An 18891-nucleotide genomic window follows, 5' to 3' on the forward strand; every position below is an offset into this window, starting at 1 on the left:
GCAAAAAAACGCTTGAACAATTATTTCAACACATCGAATGTTCAGAATTAGTTCTTCTAATCCATTTCCCTATCAACACTAAGCGATTCCAGCCGCCCGGCGTACCGCTTATCCTGCGCCGCCGCCTGTGCCATGACGCAGCGCCAGCAGGCGTTCCACCAGGACGGCGCTGGCGCCGCTCTCGATCTTGCGGCAGAAGTGCGCAGTGGATGCGGCGATGCGTTCGAAGTCGCCTTCGTCCAGGATCCTGGGATTGCGGGCATCGTGGTCGGGCCACTGGATGTAGCGGAAATTGCTTCCCACCACCTGGCTGGCGAAGCGCGAATTCATGACCAGCGTCTGGAAAAACATCTCGTCCGGACAGGATACGCTGCGGAAGAAACGCAATAGACGGGGTTCGCGCCGCACCCGCTCCAGCAGGTCGGCAACGCAGGCGCGCGACAGCGCCCACCACGACGAGCCCCCATGCGGCCGCAGCGCGCCCGGCAGGCGCCGCGTGAGCCCGGCGGCGCGCAGCAGGCGGTTGGCGGCAGCGCCGGCCAGACACAGCGCGCGCGATCCATGCTCGTGGTGAAAATACTGGTAGCGGTGCTCGGCCGGCCATTGTCCGGGCGCCGCGCCGATCGGCACGCTGTCGAGCAACTCGCGGCCGCGCAGCCGTTCCAGCTCGCGTTTCAGGGCGGCGTTCGACAGCAGAGGAAAGTCCTGGGCGCTGAGGAACAGCACCTTGTCGAACACGGGCACCTCGGCCACGATCTGGGCCAGGGAATTCAGCACCGCCTGCACCTGGCTGAAGGTGCCCCAGTGCACATCGATGCGCGCAGCGATCTGGCGCGCCGCAGGGTGGACCGTACATGGGTCGATGTCGCATTTGCGATCCAGATTGACGTAGATCAGGAAATCCTCGTCGCACAACTGCTCGACCAGCAGGTTGAGCTGGCCGACGTCCTTGTGGGCCTGGATCAGGAATACCTGTTTCATCGTCATCCGTGCTGGAAGAAGCGGCGCTTCGGAAAGCGGCGCTGCACATCGGTACCGCAAGAATACGACAACGGGGGCAGTGAAAAAATCCTCCGCGGACGCCGGTCCGGGAGGATTCTTTATAAACGCCGGCACATCAGTGTAGCAGCGCGCCGCCGCGCCGGGACAGGATGCGCATCAGACCGGGCAGTGGAACCCCTTGCCCGCCGTGGCCCCGAACTGGCACCTACCCTGTCTTCGCAATCAGCCGGTGAGACGCATCAATTGAGCGTCACCGTCTGGCTGCCCACGGTCACGGTGCGCGCGCTGCCGCTGCCCGCCACCTTGACTGCCGGCCGCTTGCAGCCGACGTCCATCAGCACCAGGAACTCGGCGGTCGACTTGCCGTCGTTCTTCAGGTAGAACGCGCCATGGTCTTCGGTGACGCCGGCCTTGGGCGCCGGACCGCTCCACTTGGCGAACGGCGCGCTGCCGTTCAGGTCGCGCAGGCACACCGACTGGCCGCCGGCCGCGATCTTGACGCTGGACGGGCTCTCGATCGTCATCGCACTCGGCGCATGGATGTTGAACTCGTAGGTATGCGCCGCCGTCGCCGCCAGCTTGTCGCGCACCAGCAGCGCATCCTGGCCGTGCAGGTACCAGACCTGGCGCTTGGCCATGGTCAGCTGGCCGCCATACGCCGCGGTCGAATCGCCTTCCGCGAAGTCGTAGCTGGCCTGGGCCGAGAAGCCGGTGATGCGGCCGTTGCGCTGCAGCTGCTCGCGGTAGCCGTCCACCAGCTGCCCCTTGCCGCCGTCGAAGGTGACCGCGTTCTGCGAGCGGGTCTGGTGGTACCAGTCGGTCCACAGCGGCGAGCCGTACCAGTCGTACCAGCCGGCCTTGACCAGCAGCGGTTGCCCGGCCGCCGACAGCAGCAGGCCATCCTGGTCGCCGTGGCTGTGGTTGAACGAGCCGTAGGGGCTGGACTTGAAGTAGACCGAGGTGCGGTTGGTGTCGGCGATGTTGCTGTGGATCGCCACCCAGCCGGTGCTCGGGTAGTAGGCCGAGTTCGACGGCGGCACCTTGAGCGAGGTGCCGGCCACCGGCATCGGGTACGGCGCCTGCAGCACCGACATCGCGTCTTCCAAGCCGCTCAGGCTGGACACGTACCAGGCCGCCCGCGGCGACGTCATGCGGTTGGCGAAGGCGCGGAACACGCGCGGATCGGGCTTGGTCTCGGAGCCGTCGCCGAAGGCGTGCACGCGCGCGCCCGGCGGGGTGAACTGGGTGGCGAAGTCGAGGAAGCCGAGCGTCCACGGCTTGTTGTACATGTTCACGCCGGTGGCCTGGACCATCGGGTCCCACAGCGCCGTCATGTAGCCGGCGGCGTATTCGGCATAGGCGGTGCCGTTGGCATAGCCGCCTTCCGGGCCCGACCACGGCGACGGCGCGTTGGCGTAGAAGCGGAACGAGAAGTCGAACCATTTCTGCGCATCCGGGATGTCGCCCAGCCCCAGGGTGGCGATCAGCGCCATGAAGACGGTGCTGGTGTTGCCGTGCGAATCGAACGGATACTCGTCCAGGCGGCCGTTGTCGCCGGCCAGGTTGCCGTAGATTTCATTGGCGCGGATGGCGGTCACGTTCAGCCACCTGGCCTTGCGCGCGGCATCGATGTCGCCGGCCAGCAGGTCGGCCGCCTTGACCAGGGTCAGCGCGATCTGGCGCGTGGCCTGGTCCTGGTTGGCGTAGCTGGTCGGGCCGGTCGGGTTCAGGCCGGCCAGCTGGTCGCCGCGCTTGAAGGCTTCGGTCAGGTAGCCCTGGTCCTTCTTGAGGCGCCACAGGATGGCGGCCGCCTCGAGCTGGCGCGTGGCTTCGTTGATGCGGTTGCGCACGTCGGTCTGCTGCGACGCCATCTGCGCGGTCAGCGGCGTCGTGATCGTGATCGGCCAGCGCGCATCGTTGAGGTCGGGCAGCGCGCTCGTCTGCAGCTTGACCTCGTTCGCCAGGCGGCTCAGGTAAGGCTCCAGGTCGTTCTTCTTGGCCGTGTTCCAGGTGGAATACGCGGTGAACGAGGCGGGCAGCGAACGCGGACGCGACTTGGCCAGGATGCGCGCGCGCAGCGTGGCGTTGTCCGGCACCTCGAAGGCGGCCGACTTGCTGGTGATCGAAAAGGCGCGCGCGCTCGACCAGTCGCTGGAACCGGTCGGCTTCACGCGCCAGGTGTAGTTGCCCAGGCCCAGCGCCTTGGTCGGCAGGTACCAGTTACGGTCGACCGTGGCCTTGATGGCGCTGCCGCCGGCCGGGGTGATCTCGATGTCGTAGCTGGCCGGGCCGGTCGGGTAGCGGGCCCAGAAGAAGCCCGGCGGATTCTGCGCCTGCACCGCGCCGTTGGCGGGGGCCGGCTGCACGATCAGCGGATCGGTGGATTGCGCCCAATCGGCATGCGCGCTGAACGACCACACCAGCGACGTCAATGCAGCAGCCAAGGCGATGCCTTTCCGATGGAATTTCATGTTGATGCTCCGAGAGGTTTGGCTGGACTTCCACGAACAACCCGGCAGCGGGACAGCGGGCAAGACATCCGTCGAAGCGCTCCAGCGAAGGGTGACAAGCGCTATGCGTGACGGATTTATAGTACAGCACAAAAATTGATTTGCGGAAAAATTTCCCTTAAAAATCAACGATTTTCGACCCCATCGCAACATGTTGATGTGTTCAAGATTAGCTCGATAACATCGATTTTTCCTGTTCATTAAAGTTCAATTTTTGTCTGAAAAGACTGTCTGCAAACTCGCTGGACGAAGTGGCAACTTAGAACCTATCTCAGTAGTCCGGAGTCGCTACTGGCGCGCCTGACAAACAGGCGCTGCGTTGCTCGTCCTTGCATGGCTCGCCATGCGGCGTCCTCGCGCCTTGCCCCTGCTTGCCATGCATCGCGGACGCGCATGTCGCCATTAGCTTCCCCCTGCCTACTGAGATAGGTTCTTAGTGCACATGGGACCGGCAAGGACATGGCGGCTGCCTGCGAAGGCAGCCCGCCAGGGACGCTCGATCGCCATGCGAAGGCCGGACTGGCACAGCGCGGCCTCGGCCGGCCGGATGCGTCCGGGGCGCCGGCAGCGGCGCATCGCCGCTCAGCGGGCCGGCGCCGCCTGCGCGCGCAGGCCGCGCATGCGCTTCGCGTAGCGCAGGCAATAGATGCCGAACGCCAGCGGCGCCTGCGCCATGTAGCGCTTGCGCACCTGGAATTCTTCCTGGCGCGCCTTGATCCTGTTGCTCGATGAAACGCTGCCGGCATGGTCGCGGAATACGGTCAACGGCCGGTCCAGCGTGGCCGGACGGGCGACGCGTCCCAGGCGCAGCCACAGGTCGATGTCCATTGCATATTTCAAGGTTTCGTCGAACATGCCGACCCGCGCGAACATGCTGCGGCGGATGAACACGGCCGGATGCGGCACCGCCGCGCGCCCCGCGGCATAGGACCGGTAGCTGAACGGCAGCATCCGGTACGGCGGGATCAATTCGCCGTCCTTGAGCACCTGCACGCTGCCGAACACCCAGTCGACCCGCTCCGCGTCGAAGCGCTCGGCCACCGTGGCCAGCACGTCGTCGCCGGCATAGTAATCGTCCGAATGCAGGTGCGCCACGTAGTCGCCGCTGGCCGCCTCGATGCCCTGGTTCATGGCGCGGCTGATGCCGCCGCCGACGTCGCGCAGCAGGCGCTTGCGGCCCGGATAGGCGGCGATCATGTCGAGCGTGGCGTCGGTCGAGCCGCCGTCGACGAAGATGTGCTCGACCTCGGGCCAGGTCTGGCGCTGTACCGAGGCCAGGGTGTCGGCCAGGGTGGCGGCGCTGTTCCAGGTGCAGGTAACGATGGAAAAGGCCGGCTTGCGGCCGGCTTGCTGCTTGGTATCGGCTGTCATCGCATGTGCTCGCTTGCTGGTTGGATGCCTCGTCGCCCGCTTGCTGCCGCTCATCTGCCACTCATCTGCCGCCCTGCACCTGCCCGCCCTGCCCTGGCCGCTTCGACCTGCCCGGCCTACTCCCGGTAGAAATCGAGTATGCGCGGGATCGCCTGGAACACGTCCATCGGGAAGGATGGCGGCAAGGGCACCGTCAGTGGCGCCTTGCCCAGGCCGTCGATCAGGCGCTCTACCAGGCGCGGCATGGTTTGCGCCAGTTGCAACTGGCCGTCGTAGTACTGGTAGGCCGCCAGTTCCGGGGTGCCGCCGCGTGCCAGCGCCAGGCATTGCTTGCCGAGCGCCAGCGCCTCCAGCACCGTGGTACCGCACGGCTCTTCCCACACCGAGGGAATCACCAGCAGGTGCGATTGCGCCGACATGCGGATCACCTCGTCGTAGGGCAGCCAGCCCAGGAAGCGCACCTGCGGACCGGCGTAGCGGCCTTCCAGGGTCTTGCGCAGCGGGCCGTCGCCGATGATGCTGACGCGCGCATGCGCCGGCAGCCAGCCCTGCACCTGCGCCAGGAATTCGCCGAAGCCCTTGCCAGCGTCGATGCGTCCGACCAGCAGGACTTCCCCGGCGCGCACCTGGTCGGCGCGCACGGCGCGTTCCAGCAGGTAGGGATAGCGGATGAAATTGTGGATCACGCGCGCGCGCGACAGGTCGGCGTCCGGCACCGCGCGCAAAAAGGCGCGGCGCAGGAAGTCGGATACGAAGATGGTCTTGTGGCGCGCGAACGAATGCGCGGTCTCGGCGCGGTAGCGCCGCACCGCCATGCCGGACACCGAGCGGCGCAGCGTGTTCGGGGTCGGGTGGATGCAGGCGGCGCAGTCGCGCGCGTCGAGCGCGGTGCACACGTGGTCTTCCTTGAAGCGCAGGTGGATCACGCATTCGCTGCCCTGGTCGTGGCGGGTCTGGACGAAGTTCACGTCCTGCGGCACGTAGCGCCCGGCCATCGGCAGATGGCCGTGGTAATGCACCACGTCGTAGTTGGCGGCCTCCTTCATCAGCGCGCGCGCGATGCTGCGCGCGAACCAGGGCCGCTTGACCGGATTGAAAAAGCCCAGCTGCGATTCCTTCCAGCCGGGACGCGAAAAATCGAAGCCGGGCAATACCCTGCCCCTGAAACCGATCTCGCCGGCGCTGCCCGCGTGATGGCGGTCGCTGCGCCCCAGGATGTCGACCCGATGTCCCGACTCGAGCAGCGCATTCGACAAGGTGACCACATGCTTGCCAAGACCACCGATCTGGGCGCCCGGCAAATCTTCCGAAACCATCAGGATCTTCAAACCGATTTCCTCACCGACAATATCCCTTTCACTAATCCCGCGAGCCGCGTGCGCAGCATTGCCTTGTCGTCCGGTTCGAGTACGCAGAGTGCGCCATGCACGCCCAGCGCCGCCGCCGTCGCCAGTACCAGCGCCAGCAGCGCCAGCGGCGCGCCGCCGGCCATTTGCCTGGCGAACCCGGCGGCGATGGCCACGGCGCCGACCCCCAGCACGCTCGGCAGATAAGACTGGCGCGCCAGGTCGCCGAGCGTGGCCGGCACCGTGCGCCCGTGCACGGCCACCAGGAAGGCGCAGGTCAGCAGCAGCGACGCCGCCAGGTGTCCCCAGGCGGCGCCGGCGATCCCCCAGCCCGCCACGCCAAGATACACCACCAGCAGGCCGAGCACGGCGCGCACGAGCGCGAACATGCCGGAATAACGCGGATGTCCCATGCCGTCGTTGACCAGGGACGGCAGGCTGGTGAGCGAATCGATGAATTGCGACAATGTCATCACGGCCAGCACCACCTGGCCGGCGCGGGCGAAGCGCGCGTCCATCCAGTAGAACAAAATCTCGTAGGAAAAGACCGCCACCAGTACCAGCACCGAGGCGTTGATGAACACGATATACCGGTTCGCCTTCAGGTACAGCCGGCGCAGCCGTTCCAGCTCGCCGCGCGCCGCCAGCGCGCTGGCGGCCGGGAACAGCACCCCGGACAAGCGGTAGGTCAGGCCCAGGATGCGATTGGCCAGCGTCGAGGCCACCGTGAAGTAAGCCAGGGCGGTGACCCCGGCCAGCGCGCCGATGATGAGTTTGTCGGCGTACGCGTACGACAGCGTGGCGAAGCGGCTGAGAAAGGAATACGCGGAAAAGCCCAGCAGTTCGCGCCGGATCGCCGCACCCGGCCGGCGCCAGGCCAGTCCCGGCAATAATTTGCGCACCGAATGCCACAACACGCCGGCGTGGACGGTGCTGGCAACCACGCGCAGCAAGATGACGTCGAACAGGCCATGGCCGAGCAGCAGCACGCCGACGGTCAACAGCGGCACGCCGGTGCCGAACAGCATCTCGATGCGGCTGGCGATGTCGTAGCGCATCAGCGACTGCGGAATGCTCTGCAGGTAGCTCAGCAGCTGGCCGACGAAGAAACCGAGCGCCGCCAGGCGCAGCGTGTCCACCGCTTCCGCTTGCAGCGCGGCCGGGACCGAAAACACCCGCGTGACGAGGAAGCCGGCGCCGCAGGCCAGGCCGAGCGCGCCGAGCAGCCCCAGCACGGCATACACGGACAGGCCAAAGCACACGGTCTGGTTGATGCGCTCGCGGTCCTGGCGGGCGTTGAATTCGGCGATATATTTCACCGAGCCGGCGGTGACGTTGATGTCGAGCACGGCGAAATAGCCGACGATGGCCGTCACCAGCGAGTACAGGCCGTAGCCGGCGTCTCCCAGGCCCTTGACCACCAGCGGCACCGTGCCCAGCGCCACCACGGCGGGGACGACCGCGCCGAGCAGGTTGGCCAGGGCGTTGCGAAACAGGCTCAGGTTCATGGGTGGGTGGACGCCGTATCCGGCTTTGCCGGCGCCGCCGGCGCGCCCGCCTGCACAGCCCTGCGCGCAAGCGAATGCGGCGGCGGATGCGCCCCCGGCTGCATGGCCGCCGCTTGCCGGCACACCGCCATCGCCACGTAGGGCAGCGCCAGGCAGATGGCCAGCATCTGCGTGGTGCGCACCTGCGGGAACGGCGTGCCGACCAGCAGGTCGGGCAGCATGAAGGCCAGGCCGGCGGCGCCCGCGGTGGCCAGTCCCAGCAGTTCCGGCGGCAGCGTGCGCAGTGCCTGCCGCGCCAGCGCGCAGAAGGCCCAGATGGTGCCGCCCAGCAGGATCAGCCCCGGCAGGCCGGCCTTGAGGGCGATGTGCAGCACGCCGCTGTGCAGGAACAGGCCGCCATCCTGTCCGGTTTGCCAGGAAATGTGCTGGTAGCCGGCATAGCGGCCCCAGGCGCCGATGCCGGTGAACGGATGGACGACGAAGTCGGCCAGCGCGTACTTCAATTCCAGCACACGCTCGCTCTCGGCGCCGAAACGGTGCGATTCCATGTCGTAGAACAGGCCGGACCAGCCGCCGGCGCCCTGGGTCTGCCCCAGGCGGCGCCAAGCCGCGAGCAGCAGGCCGGCGCCCATCAGCGGCATCCCGGCGGCCAGCAACTGCAGGCGGCGGCGCAGCGGGAAACGCATCATGACGACGAGGAAGGCCAGCACGAAACCGATCCAGGCGCTGCGGCGGTAGGACAGCACGATGCAGGCGGCGCCGGCAAGCAGCGTGGCCCAGTCGACCACGATCCAGAACGTCGCACGCCTGGCCTTGACCATCTGGAACAGGTTGACCGCGGCGATGGCGAATGCGAGCGTGCACAACAGGCTGTCGTTGATGTCGAAAAACGTCAGCTTGATCTTGATCGCATTCATGTTCGCATACACGTTGTTCGGGTCGCCGCCCAGGACCGCCCAGCGCGCCAGCCCGAACAGGGCGCGGCCGAGTCCGGCCAGCAGGATGAAGCGCGACAGCGCGATCGCGTCCGCGCGGGTGCGGAACGACAACAACAGCAGCGAAACCAGCGGCGCCATCCAGACGATGTTGGAAAAGCCGGACGGCGCCAGCGCTTGCGCCAGCGTCACGTTGGCGAAGGATGCGACCGCCACGTGCCCGCCCAGCATCAGCGCCCAGGCCAGGAACCAGGGACGCAGGCTGCAGGGCGGCGCCGGCTGACGGCGGAAACCGCCGGCGACGCGGGCGCAGATCCAGGCGCCGAGCATGCACCACAGCAGCAGCGGGAACAGCAGCACGCCCGAGCCGCGGCTGTAGATGCCGGGATCGGCGGCCGCCAGCGAGCCGTAACTGGTGGAATTCTTGAAGAAGAATACCGTCATGTAGACATAGGCGAGCCAGCACGGCCGCACCATGCCCACGCCCATGCCGATCACCGCCAGCACGGCCAGCAAGGCGGCGATGGCGAAGGGCAGCGAGGTATACAGGACAACCAGGAAGTTCTGCATGGCGAGGTCCGCTGCGCGACTAGCCGTGGCCGCCGGCGGCGCCCATCAGGCGCGCACGGTCGCGCGCCGGCAGCGCATCCAGCATCTGGTTGACGAAGCGGTCCTGCACCTTGTAGGCATTGCCGGCGTCGGCCTCGATGGTGGACACGCGCACCAGCATGCCGTCCGGTATCTTGCCGCTCAGGTTGACCAGGAAGCGCTGCATCTTCTGGCCGAGGCCGGAACTGACCGCCTTGTCGCCCACCGTCACCCAGTAGGTGATCGGCTCGTTGCGGGCGTTCTGGCGCGCCACCAGGCGCTTGACCGGCAGTCGTCCGAAACGGGTGCCCAGTTCGCCCTTGCGGTCGGCCAGCATGTCGAAGCCCTGGGCCGCGTAGCACACCTCCGGCAGGTGCAGCTGCAACTGCTTGCTCTGGTCGTTGCCGTAGGCGATCGACAGCATCACGCGCTGGCCGGCGGCGTTGACGTAGGTGCGCGCCAGGGTCTGGTCGTACAGCGCCTCGATCAATTCCTTCTGGGTCGCGTCGGGGGTCAGCGGCACCATGCTGTCGTCGACGTTCCAGCCGCCGAAGCGCTTCGGGATCATCCGTTCCAGGCTGAAGCTTTCCTGGGACGCGGCCACCTTCCGGGTCGGCGTCAGCGCACCGGTCAGGGCCGACGTGACGGCCATGGCTGCGCCCAGCACCACGCTGGCGACGAATTTGCCGTTCATGCGACCTCCTCGACGGGCGCCGGGACAGCACGCCCGTCCCGGCGCCGGCTGGTCCATTGCAGCGCCGAATCGACCGACAGGATCAGGACCAGCGCCGTCAGGAACAGCACCATGCCGGCGAAGCCGTGCAGGAAGCCCTGCCCGGCAGCGTCGCCGAAATGGTAGGTGATCAGGGTCAGCACGATCACGCGGATCACGTTGGCCGAGAACGAGATCGGGATGATGAAGAGCGCCAGGCCGATGTTGCGGAACGCCGACGGGTGGCGCATCAGGTTCAGGTAGAACAGGCCGAGCGCCTCCAGCGTCAGCAGGGTCTGCAGGCCGGCGCAGGCGTCGGCCACCAGCAGCTGGTACTGGCCGATCTGCAGGATCACGCCGGAGCGGCTGATCGGATAGCCGCAGGCCCACAGGATGTGCTCGGTGGCCCAGGACACCGCCATCTTCATCGGCATGGTCACCGCCGCCACGAATTCGCTCGGCAGCGGCACCATGAACAACATGAAGAAGAACGGGAACCACAGCACCCGCAGCGCCGGCGCGCCGCGCTTGACCAGCAGCACCGCCGCCGCCACCAGGATGATCGACAGGATTTCCAGCATCAGGATCTTCTGCGAGCGCCCCAGCAGGTGGCAGGCCAGGCCCAGCGCCAGCACCGGCCAGCCGGCCGCGGCGGCGCGCGGCGGCGCGGTGGCGGCCAGCACCTGCGGCCACTTGCGCCAGGCCAGCCACAGGGCCAGCCCGAAGATGATCGGGCCGTGGCCCTGCTCTTCGCCGATCCAGGCGCCGGTGAACAGGCTGTAGAAGGTCGGCGCGAACAGCAGTGCCAGCCCGGCCAGCACGGGCCACCATTCGGGCAGGGCGGCGCGCAAACCGGCGCGCAGGTCCGCCATGTGCTGCGACCGGGAATGCAGGCCGGTATCCATTCAGAACTCCATCACCACGGAACCGAGGATGTCGCAGCCGGCGTCGGCCAGCTGTTCGGCGGCGCGGCCGACGTGCGCGATCCGGGTATGGTGCTTGCGCGTGACCAGCAGCGCGCCGCCGGCGCGGCCCGCCACCGCGATGGCGTCGACGCCGGACTCGAACGGCGGCACGTCGTACAGCACGACGTCGTAGCGGCTTTCCAGCTGGGCATGCAGTCCCCGGAAAGCGTCGCGGGCCAGCAATTCCTGCGGGTTGGGCGGCAGCGTGCCGGCCGGCATGACCGACAGCTCGGCAAAGGCCGGCACCCGCGCCACCACGTCGAGGCCGGCGCGCCCGGCCAGCAGGTCGGACAGCCCCTGGCACGGCTTGAGGGCGAACGCTTCCTGCTGGCGCGGCGCGCGCAGGTTGGCGTCCACCAGCAGGGTCTGCTCGCCCAGCTGCGCGAATACGATCGCCAGGTTGGCCGCGAACAGGGCGGCGCCGTCTTCCGGGTCGATGCCGACCACCGCCAGCGCACGCCGGCCGCGGGCGAACCAGCGCAGCATCAGCTGGCTGCGGATCGCGCGCAGCGCTTCGACCTGCGGCGAGAACGGCTCGTAGGCGGCCGCCAGGCGCGGCGACAGGCCGCCCTGGCCCTTGCGCAGGTACGGGTAGGAAAACTGGCGCGCCAGCATCTGCCGGATGTCTTCCTCGCCAACGAGGCCGAGCCGGACCGCGGCTTCGCCGAAGCGGATCCCGCTTTCCTTCTGCAGGCGCAGCACGCGCTCGACGTCTTCCGGCCTGAGCTTGCCGGCCTCCAGCAGCAGCGCGCCCATGCTGGAGGCCGGGTTCGTTTCGGCGGCGTGTTCGGCCACCTGGTCGGCGGCCACGGCGTTGAGGATCGGTGAATTCATGTCTGGGTTCCAGGGTTCAGTTCAGGCGCAGCGGACGGCGCGGCGCGATCAGGGCGCGGATGCCGCGCCGCCGTGCATCCGCCGGCTGCCATTCGATGGTGCCGAGCACCGGGATGCCGAGCATGTCCTTGATGTCGTCCGCCGAGCGCACCGGGCGGTTCAGCAATTCCAGCAGCAGCGCCAGTCCGACGCCCAGGATGGTGCCGGCCAATATCGCCACCAGGCTGTTGAGCAGCACGCGCGGCCCGGACGGCTCGGTCGGCGCCACGGCCGGGTTCAGCAGCGAGATGTCCGACTGTTCGGACAGGGCTTCGATGCGGGTCTGCGAAAAGCGCTGGGACGCGGCGTCGAAGGCGTGCTGGGCGCTGTCCAGGTCCTTCAGTAGCACGCCCTGCTCGTCGCGCGCGCGGTTCAGCGCCAGCACCTTGGTCTTTTGCTGCGCCACCGCGTCGCGCAGCTCCGCCTCGCGCTGGCGCAGCACCTGGGCGTTGGCGCCGACGCTGCGCGACACGGTGCCTGTGGCGGCGGCCAGTTCGGCGCGCACCTTGTCGAGCTCGGCCTTGGCGGCCAGATACTGCGGGTGATTGCGTCCATAGCGCTGCGCCGTGTCGGCGAACTTGCCTTCCGCCACCGACAGGTTGGCGCGCATGGTCTGGATCAGCGCATTGTTGGCGACGTCCGGCGAGGTCAGCGCCGAGCTGCCGGCGGCGGCCTGGCGCGAATTCGCCTCGAGCGCGGCGGTCTGCGCCGCCACCAGTTGCGCCGACAGGTCGTTCAGGCGCGACAGCTCCACGTCGACCCGGTTGTTGTCGAGGCTGACGATGCCCTTTTCCTGCTGGTACTTGGACAGGCGCGCCTGCGCCGCTTCCAGGTTGTCGCGCAACTGCCGCGTCTGCTCGTTGAAATACGACGAGGCCTTCTTGGCAGGCTCGGTCTTGAGCTGGACCGTGATCTTCTGGTATTCGTCGGCAAAGGCGTTCGCGACCGCGGCGGCGAACGTCGGATCGCTGCCCTTGAAGCTGATCTCGACCACCGACGACTCGCGCGCCGGCACGATCTCGAGCTTCTTCTGCAACAGGTCGGCCAGCCAGTCGCGCACCGTGCCCTTGCCTTCGGTGGCGTCGTTGAACTGCTGGATCACGGCCGGGCTGCCGGCCAGGCGCAGCGCATCGACCACGCGCAGGGCCACGTTCTTGCTGCTGATGATGTCGATCTGCGTCGCCATATAGCCCGGCAACAGTTGCCCAGGCATGGTCAGCCCGGTCAAGGGGTCGACCCCCTTGTAGTTCAACAGCACCGAGGCGGTCGCCTTGTAGGTCTTCGACTGCACCAGGCTGAACCCGAGCGCCAGTGCGACCGTGACCAGCAGGGTCGCCAGGATGATCTTTTTACGTGCAAGCAGGATCAGCAGGAATTGGTGGACGTTCATGGCGGACCTTTCACTCAGAACCAGCTTTCGCGCACGGTGATGACGTCGTCGATCTGCACCAGGTCGTCGCGCTTGACCTCGATCGTGCGCGCCACACCGGCCGCATCGCGCCGCGTGACCCGCAAGCCGCGTTCGGTGCCGCGCATGGTCAGGCCGCCGCCGGCCGACAGCGCCTGCTGCACCGTCATTGCCCGTTCGATGCGGAACGGGCCCGGGCGCTGCACTTCGCCGGTGATGTAGGCGCGCGGCGCCCGCTCGACGAAGATGACGTCGCCCCCGGCCACCTCGTAGTCGCGGTTCAGCTCGCCCTTGCGGACCATGTCGACCACGTCGATGGTTTCGCGCGTCACGGCGCCGTCGCGGTTGCGCACCAGGCTGACCATGTCGCCGCCCTCGGGGCCGATACCGCCCGCCAGCGCCAGCAGATCCAGCACCTTGCGCTTGCCTTCCACCGGATAGCGGCCGGGCCGGTTGACCTGGCCCAGCACCGACACTTGCTGGCTGGCCAGCGTGGTCACCAGCAGGTTGACCTGCGCCTTCCTGAGGTAGCCGCCCTTTTCCAGCAAGCCGCCGATCTTCTTCTCGGCCTGCTGCGTGCTCAGGCCGCCGACCTGCACTTCCCCCAGCAGCGGAAAGGTCATGGCGCCGCTTTCCGATACCCGCGTCTCGGTCGCCAGGTCGGGGCTGCCGTAGACCGACGCCTTGACCACGTCGCCGGGGCCGAGCAGCACGTCGGCGGCCAGCCCCATGCCGGCGGCGCAGGCCAGGCTCGCCGCGATCATCCAGTGCATGAATCGTTTCATGTTCGCTCCTTGCGGTTCGTCATTGCAGGTTCATCAAACCATCGGCGCCGGTTTCGCCTGCCTTACTTGAGACCGGCGACGCCGCGGTCCAGCGCCGCCTTGTCGGCAACGCTGTCGGATACGGCCGGCAGGGCCGCCGCCGCGGACGGCGAGCCCACGCCCGCTTCCGCACCGGCGGCCGCGCCGGCAGGTGCGCCTGCCGCGGCGCCGGCGCCGGCAGGCGCACCTGCCTTCGCATCCGGCGCCAGGGACTTGTTCAGGTACTCGATCCTGGCGTTGCCGCGCAGGCGCTGCAGCTCGGCCGACGCCAGTTCCTGGTTCTTCTTTTTCATCAGGAATTGCTCGATCTGCGCGCCGGCGACCGGCAAGCCCACCGGCGCCTCCTTCACGTCGGCCACCGCGATGAACATGGCGCGCGCACCGTCCTTCACGACGAACAACTGGCCCTTCGGCATGCCCAGCAGCCTGGAAGCCATCGCCGGCGGCACGTCGGTGGTCGAGCGCGTGACCTGGTTGCGGCCATACTTGATCTTGTGGGCGTCCAGCCAGACCGCGACTTCTTCCAGCGACCTGGCGCCGTCGGCCGCGTTGCGCAGGTCGGGAGTCAGGTCGGCGGCGGCGATCACGAGTTCATTCATGCTGAACTGCTTGCGGTTGGCAAACAATTCCGGATGCTTGTTGAAGTATTCCTCGACCTCGCCCGGCGTCGGACGCGCCACGTTGCCGATGCGCTTCTGCAGGTAGGCCTGGGCGATGATCAGCGCGCGCGCGGTCGATCGCCTGCATCACCTTGGGATCGCGGTCCAGGCTTTCGCGCGCCGCCGCTTCCTGCAGCAGCTGGCGGTCGATCAATACCTGCAGCAATTGCTTGCTGGCCGCGTCCTGCTGGGCCGGCGCCACGCCGGCGCGCTGCATTTCCTCGTTGAGCTGCAAGACCGTGACCTCTTCGCCGTTGACGCTGGCGAGCGCCTGTCCCGGCTTCTTTTCCGCAGCCTTGTTGCCGCACGCGCCCAGGGTGGCCAGCGCCAGGACCAGGGCGCCGCACAGCGCGCTCCTGGATGCAAGGAAAGCGGAAGAGGTGTTCATGGCGGCCGGATGATGATTGTTCAAGATGCTTCCTTCGACGATGGATGATGGATGCGGGCTCAGGCGGCGGCGCGCTTGCGCCCGCTGTCCAGCCGCTTGTCTTCCACCTGCAGGAAAGCGGCGTAGGCACGTCGCAAGCCTTCCGGCAAGGGCGTGCTGGCCTGCCAGCCGAGCCGTTTCAGCTTGGACACGTCGAGCAGCTTGCGCGGCGTGCCGTCCGGCTTGCTGGTATCGAAGCCGATGCGGCCGCGGTAGCCGACCACCTCGCCCACCAGGCGCGCCAGGTCGGCGATGGTGACGTCCTCGCCGGTGCCGACGTTGATGTGCGAATGCATGGGATCGGTATGCGCGGCATAGCTGGCGCGGTCCAGGTTCATCACGTGCACGCTGGCGGCGGCCATGTCGTCGACGTAGAGGAATTCGCGCATCGGCTTGCCGCTGCCCCAGATCACGACTTCGGGCGCGTCCGCGAGGCGGGCTTCGTGGAAGCGCCGCACCAGGGCCGGGATCACGTGGCTGTTTTCCGGGTGATAGTTGTCGCCCGGCCCGTACAGGTTGGTCGGCATCACGCTGCGGTAATCGGTGCCGTACTGGCGGTTATAGCTTTCGCACAGCTTGATGCCGGCGATCTTGGCCATGGCATACGGTTCGTTGGTCGGCTCCAGCATGCCGCCCATCAGGTCCTGCTCGCGGATCGGCTGCGGCGCCAGGCGCGGATAGATGCAGGACGAACCGAGGAACAGCAGTTTCTGCACGCCGCTGCGCCAGGCTTCGTGCACGACGTTGGCCTGTACCATCATGTTGTCGTATATAAATTCCGCCGGATAGGTATTGTTGGCGTGGATGCCGCCGACCCTGGCCGCCGCCAGGTAGACCTGGTCGATGCGTTCGCTGCGGAAGAAGTCGCGTACGCGCGCCTGGTCGGTGAGTTTCAGTTCGGCGTGGCTGCGCGTGACGATGCCGGTATGGCCGCGCGCGCGCAGGGTGCGCACGATGGCCGAGCCGACCAATCCCTGATGGCCGGCGACATAGATGCGGGGTTGCGTATTCAACGTTCACTCCAAGGAAATTGCAACGTTGTAACCATGCGAGGCCAGCAGTTTGTGGCGGCGCGCCGTATCGAGGTCGTGCGCCACCATCTCCTGCACCATCGCTTCGAAACCGGTGCGCGGCTCCCATCCCAGCCGGTTGCGCGCCTTGCCCGGATCACCCAACAGCGTTTCGACCTCGGTCGGGCGGAAATAGTGCGGATCGATGGCGACGATCGGCTGGCCGGCCACCACCGCCGGCGCCTTGTCGCCCGTCACCGCCGCCGCCACGCCGCGCTCGTGCACGCCTTCTCCCTGCCAGGCGAGGACGATGCCCAGCTCGCGCGCGGCCAGTTCGACGAAGCTGCGCACGCTGTGCTGGCGGCCGGTCGCGATCACGTAGTCCTCGGCCACGTCCTGCTGCAGCATCAGCCATTGCATTTCCACGTAGTCGCGCGCGTGGCCCCAGTCGCGCAAGGCATCCAGGTTGCCGAGGAATAGTTGCTGCTCCAACCCCTGGGCGATATTGGCCAGCGCGCGCGTGATCTTGCGCGTGACGAAGGTCTCGCCGCGGCGCGGCGATTCGTGGTTGAACAGGATGCCGTTGCAGGCATACATCCCATAGGCTTCACGGTAATTGACGGTGATCCAGTAGGCATACAACTTGGCCACCGCGTACGGGCTGCGCGGATAGAACGGCGTGGTTTCGCACTGCGGCGTCTCGCGCACCAGGCCGTACAGTTCCGAGGTCGATGCCTGGTAGAAGCGGGTCGTGCGTTCCAGCCCCAGAAAACGGATCGCTTCCAGCAGGCGCAGGGTGCCGAGGGCGTCGACGTCGGCGGTGTATTCGGGCTCCTCGAACGAGACCGCGACGTGGCTCATGGCGCCCAGGTTGTAGACCTCGTCCGGCCGCACTTCCTGCATGATGCGGGTCAGGTTCGACGTGTCGGACAGGTCGCCGTAGTGCAGGAACAAACGGCTGTCCTCGACGTGCGGATCCTGGTAGATGTGGTCGATGCGGCCGGTGTTGAACAGCGAGGCGCGCCGCTTGATCCCATGCACCTCGTAGCCCTTGGCGAGCAGCAGTTCGGCCAGGTAGGAACCGTCCTGACCCGTCACTCCGGTGATCAGCGCTTTTTTCATGGTCTCCCACTTTCGGATCGCCGGGCAAGCACGCCACGGCCTGGATTTATTGCAACATAAGCAATAATTTTACGCAGCGCCGCCATCCCCGCAAGCGCAAATCCGGTGGCAAGCGTGCCATTTAAGCCTTGTTTAAGCGCGATCTGCGCTCGGCTTGTTGCCTATCAAATTCCGCGTCGTAATAGTTCTAGTGAGCTATTACTATCTGGCTATTTTCATTTGCCACATCGGACGCGCCGTCACCGGCGCGGCTAAAACGCGTTCTCCCGTACCAGCACGACTTTCACGGTCTTCAAAATGATCCACAGATCCAGCCACAGCGACCAGTTGCGCAGGTAATCCAGGTCGTAGTGGATGCGCGCTTCCATCTTGTCGAGCGTGGCCGTTTCGCCGCGCATGCCGTTTACCTGGGCCCAGCCGGTGATGCCGGGCTTGACCTTGTGGCGCAGCATGTAGCCCTTGATCAGCTTGCGGTACTGCTCGTTGTGCGCCACCGCATGCGGACGCGGCCCGACGATGCTCATCCGCCCCTGCAGCACGTTGACGAACTGCGGCAGTTCGTCCAGCGAGGTGCGGCGCAGGAAGCCGCCGACGGCGGTGACGCGGCCGTCGTTGCGCTGCGCCTGCGGCACGGCGCTGCCGTTCTCCATCACCTTCATCGAGCGGAACTTGTAGACGATGATCTCTTCGCCGTACAGGCCGTAGCGGCGCTGGCGGAAGATCACCGGTCCCGGCGAACTGAGCCGGACGGCGACGGCGATCGCCGCCATCAGCGGCGCCAGCAGCAGCAGGATGGCGCCGCCCAGCACGATGTCGGAAGCGCGCTTGATGGTGCTGTTCAAGCCCATGAACGGGGTTTCGCAGATGGCGATCACCGGCATGCCGCCGACATTGTCGAAACGCGCCTGCATCAGGTCGAAGATGTAGACGTCGGGCAGGAAATACACCGAGGCCGTGGTGTCCTGCAGCTCGTCGATCAGCCGGCGCACGCGCGGCTGGGCCGACAGCGGCTGGCTGATGAAGATCATCTTGATGCCGTGCTCGCGCACGTACTGCGCCAGGGCGGCGGTCTTGCCCAGCACCGGATGCAGCATGCCGGCGGGATAGCGATCCTGGGCGCGGTCGTCGAAGAAGCCGCGTACCGACATGAACAGGTTCGGGTGGCGCTCGCAGACGGCGGCGAACTTGACGCCGACGTCGTTGGCGCCCACCACCACCGCCGAGCGCACTTCCTTGCCCGGCTTGGCGCGCCTGGAGGTGCGCGCCGCGATGTGGCTGGCCAGCAGGATCACCGGCGTCGCCACGAACCAGGCCAGCACCACGCGCTCGTCGTAGTAATAGCGCAAGCCGCTGGACGAGCCGAGGAACAGCAGCACCGCGATCGTCAGGCACCAGCCGAACAGCGTGTCGCGCGCATACGCCCACATGCGTCCGCTGCGCCAGGTGCGGTACGGGTCGATGTGCTGGTACACCGCCGACGAGATGAAGAAGGCGAGGATCATCAGCACCAGCAGGTAGCCGGAAAAGGGTTCGTGGAACAGCAGCGCCGACAGGTACAGCGTCCCCATCACGATCAGCGGGTCGAGCACGCGCTGGAAGAACGAGATCAGCGGTATGTCGTTGACGGTCAT

General features: G+C 67.0%; 16 protein-coding genes. All 16 read right to left on the reverse strand.

The genetic code is table 11. The annotated features are described in order from the left end of the window. Window positions 1–108 precede the first annotated feature (108 nt). Window positions 109–981, reverse strand: a complete 873-nt coding sequence (locus HH212_RS00940; RefSeq protein WP_169433676.1) for a beta-1,6-N-acetylglucosaminyltransferase — start codon at window positions 979–981, stop codon at window positions 109–111. A 260-nt stretch (window positions 982–1241) separates the two neighbouring features. Then, on the reverse strand, window positions 1242–3473 hold the full coding sequence (locus HH212_RS00945; RefSeq protein WP_169433677.1) for a heparinase II/III domain-containing protein: 2232 nt from the start codon (window positions 3471–3473) through the stop codon (window positions 1242–1244). Between the two features lie 621 nt (window positions 3474–4094). After that, on the reverse strand, window positions 4095–4883 hold the full coding sequence (locus HH212_RS00950) for a glycosyltransferase family 2 protein (protein ID WP_169433678.1): 789 nt from the start codon (window positions 4881–4883) through the stop codon (window positions 4095–4097). 116 nt (window positions 4884–4999) lie between these two features. Continuing rightward, entirely contained in the window at window positions 5000–6211 is a 1212-nt protein-coding gene (locus tag HH212_RS00955; RefSeq protein WP_169433679.1) for a glycosyltransferase family 4 protein, read from the reverse strand. Then, window positions 6208–7737: an oligosaccharide flippase family protein gene (locus HH212_RS00960; RefSeq protein ID WP_169433680.1), complete on the reverse strand. Its 1530-nt coding sequence runs from the start codon at window positions 7735–7737 to the stop codon at window positions 6208–6210. Before HH212_RS00960 ends, HH212_RS00955 begins: the two co-directional genes overlap by 4 nt. Continuing rightward, complete coding sequence (locus HH212_RS00965; protein ID WP_169433681.1) at window positions 7734–9242, reverse strand: O-antigen ligase family protein; 1509 nt, start codon at window positions 9240–9242, stop codon at window positions 7734–7736. Before HH212_RS00965 ends, HH212_RS00960 begins: the two co-directional genes overlap by 4 nt. A gap of 19 nt (window positions 9243–9261) precedes the next feature. Next, window positions 9262–9954 carry an exosortase-associated protein EpsI, B-type gene (gene epsI / locus HH212_RS00970; protein ID WP_169433682.1) on the reverse strand — a complete coding sequence of 231 codons (693 nt, stop codon included), beginning with the start codon at window positions 9952–9954 and terminating at the stop codon, window positions 9262–9264. Beyond that, on the reverse strand, window positions 9951–10877 hold the full coding sequence (gene xrtB / locus HH212_RS00975; protein ID WP_169433683.1) for an exosortase B: 927 nt from the start codon (window positions 10875–10877) through the stop codon (window positions 9951–9953). Before xrtB ends, epsI begins: the two co-directional genes overlap by 4 nt. Beyond that, window positions 10878–11771, reverse strand: a complete 894-nt coding sequence (epsG, locus tag HH212_RS00980) for a chain length determinant protein tyrosine kinase EpsG (RefSeq protein WP_169433684.1) — start codon at window positions 11769–11771, stop codon at window positions 10878–10880. A 16-nt stretch (window positions 11772–11787) separates the two neighbouring features. Then, a complete protein-coding gene (gene epsF, locus HH212_RS00985) occupies window positions 11788–13200 on the reverse strand; it encodes a chain length determinant protein EpsF (protein WP_169433685.1) in 1413 nt (470 codons plus the stop codon). A gap of 14 nt (window positions 13201–13214) precedes the next feature. Continuing rightward, on the reverse strand, window positions 13215–14003 hold the full coding sequence (gene epsE / locus HH212_RS00990; RefSeq protein ID WP_169433686.1) for a polysaccharide export protein EpsE: 789 nt from the start codon (window positions 14001–14003) through the stop codon (window positions 13215–13217). 62 nt (window positions 14004–14065) lie between these two features. Next, window positions 14066–14722 carry a peptidyl-prolyl cis-trans isomerase gene (locus HH212_RS27140; RefSeq protein WP_229217503.1) on the reverse strand — a complete coding sequence of 219 codons (657 nt, stop codon included), beginning with the start codon at window positions 14720–14722 and terminating at the stop codon, window positions 14066–14068. Then, a complete protein-coding gene (locus HH212_RS27145) occupies window positions 14634–15113 on the reverse strand; it encodes a SurA N-terminal domain-containing protein (RefSeq protein WP_229217504.1) in 480 nt (159 codons plus the stop codon). Before HH212_RS27145 ends, HH212_RS27140 begins: the two co-directional genes overlap by 89 nt. A 35-nt stretch (window positions 15114–15148) precedes the next feature. After that, window positions 15149–16141, reverse strand: a complete 993-nt coding sequence (gene fcl / locus HH212_RS01000) for a GDP-L-fucose synthase (protein ID WP_169433687.1) — start codon at window positions 16139–16141, stop codon at window positions 15149–15151. Between the two features lie 3 nt (window positions 16142–16144). After that, on the reverse strand, window positions 16145–17260 hold the full coding sequence (gene gmd, locus HH212_RS01005; protein WP_169433688.1) for a GDP-mannose 4,6-dehydratase: 1116 nt from the start codon (window positions 17258–17260) through the stop codon (window positions 16145–16147). 251 nt (window positions 17261–17511) lie between these two features. After that, complete coding sequence (locus tag HH212_RS01010) at window positions 17512–18891, reverse strand: undecaprenyl-phosphate glucose phosphotransferase (RefSeq protein ID WP_169433689.1); 1380 nt, start codon at window positions 18889–18891, stop codon at window positions 17512–17514.

Source organism: Massilia forsythiae (assembly GCF_012849555.1).
Lineage (GTDB): Bacteria > Pseudomonadota > Gammaproteobacteria > Burkholderiales > Burkholderiaceae_D > Telluria > Telluria forsythiae.

What these genes read in the sequence shown, in the direction of transcription:
- HH212_RS00940 (WP_169433676.1), bottom strand. Translation starts at nt 981, where the DNA reads ATGAAACAGGTATTCCTGATCCAGGCCCACAAGGACGTCGGCCAGCTC.
- HH212_RS00945 (WP_169433677.1), bottom strand. Translation starts at nt 3,473, where the DNA reads ATGAAATTCCATCGGAAAGGCATCGCCTTGGCTGCTGCATTGACGTCG.
- HH212_RS00950 (WP_169433678.1), bottom strand. Translation starts at nt 4,883, where the DNA reads ATGACAGCCGATACCAAGCAGCAAGCCGGCCGCAAGCCGGCCTTTTCC.
- HH212_RS00960 (WP_169433680.1), bottom strand. Translation starts at nt 7,737, where the DNA reads ATGAACCTGAGCCTGTTTCGCAACGCCCTGGCCAACCTGCTCGGCGCG.
- HH212_RS00965 (WP_169433681.1), bottom strand. Translation starts at nt 9,242, where the DNA reads ATGCAGAACTTCCTGGTTGTCCTGTATACCTCGCTGCCCTTCGCCATC.
- epsI (WP_169433682.1), bottom strand. Translation starts at nt 9,954, where the DNA reads ATGAACGGCAAATTCGTCGCCAGCGTGGTGCTGGGCGCAGCCATGGCC.
- xrtB (WP_169433683.1), bottom strand. Translation starts at nt 10,877, where the DNA reads ATGGATACCGGCCTGCATTCCCGGTCGCAGCACATGGCGGACCTGCGC.
- epsG (WP_169433684.1), bottom strand. Translation starts at nt 11,771, where the DNA reads ATGAATTCACCGATCCTCAACGCCGTGGCCGCCGACCAGGTGGCCGAA.
- epsF (WP_169433685.1), bottom strand. Translation starts at nt 13,200, where the DNA reads ATGAACGTCCACCAATTCCTGCTGATCCTGCTTGCACGTAAAAAGATC.
- epsE (WP_169433686.1), bottom strand. Translation starts at nt 14,003, where the DNA reads ATGAAACGATTCATGCACTGGATGATCGCGGCGAGCCTGGCCTGCGCC.
- gmd (WP_169433688.1), bottom strand. Translation starts at nt 17,260, where the DNA reads ATGAAAAAAGCGCTGATCACCGGAGTGACGGGTCAGGACGGTTCCTAC.
- HH212_RS01010 (WP_169433689.1), bottom strand. Translation starts at nt 18,891, where the DNA reads ATGACCGTCAACGACATACCGCTGATCTCGTTCTTCCAGCGCGTGCTC.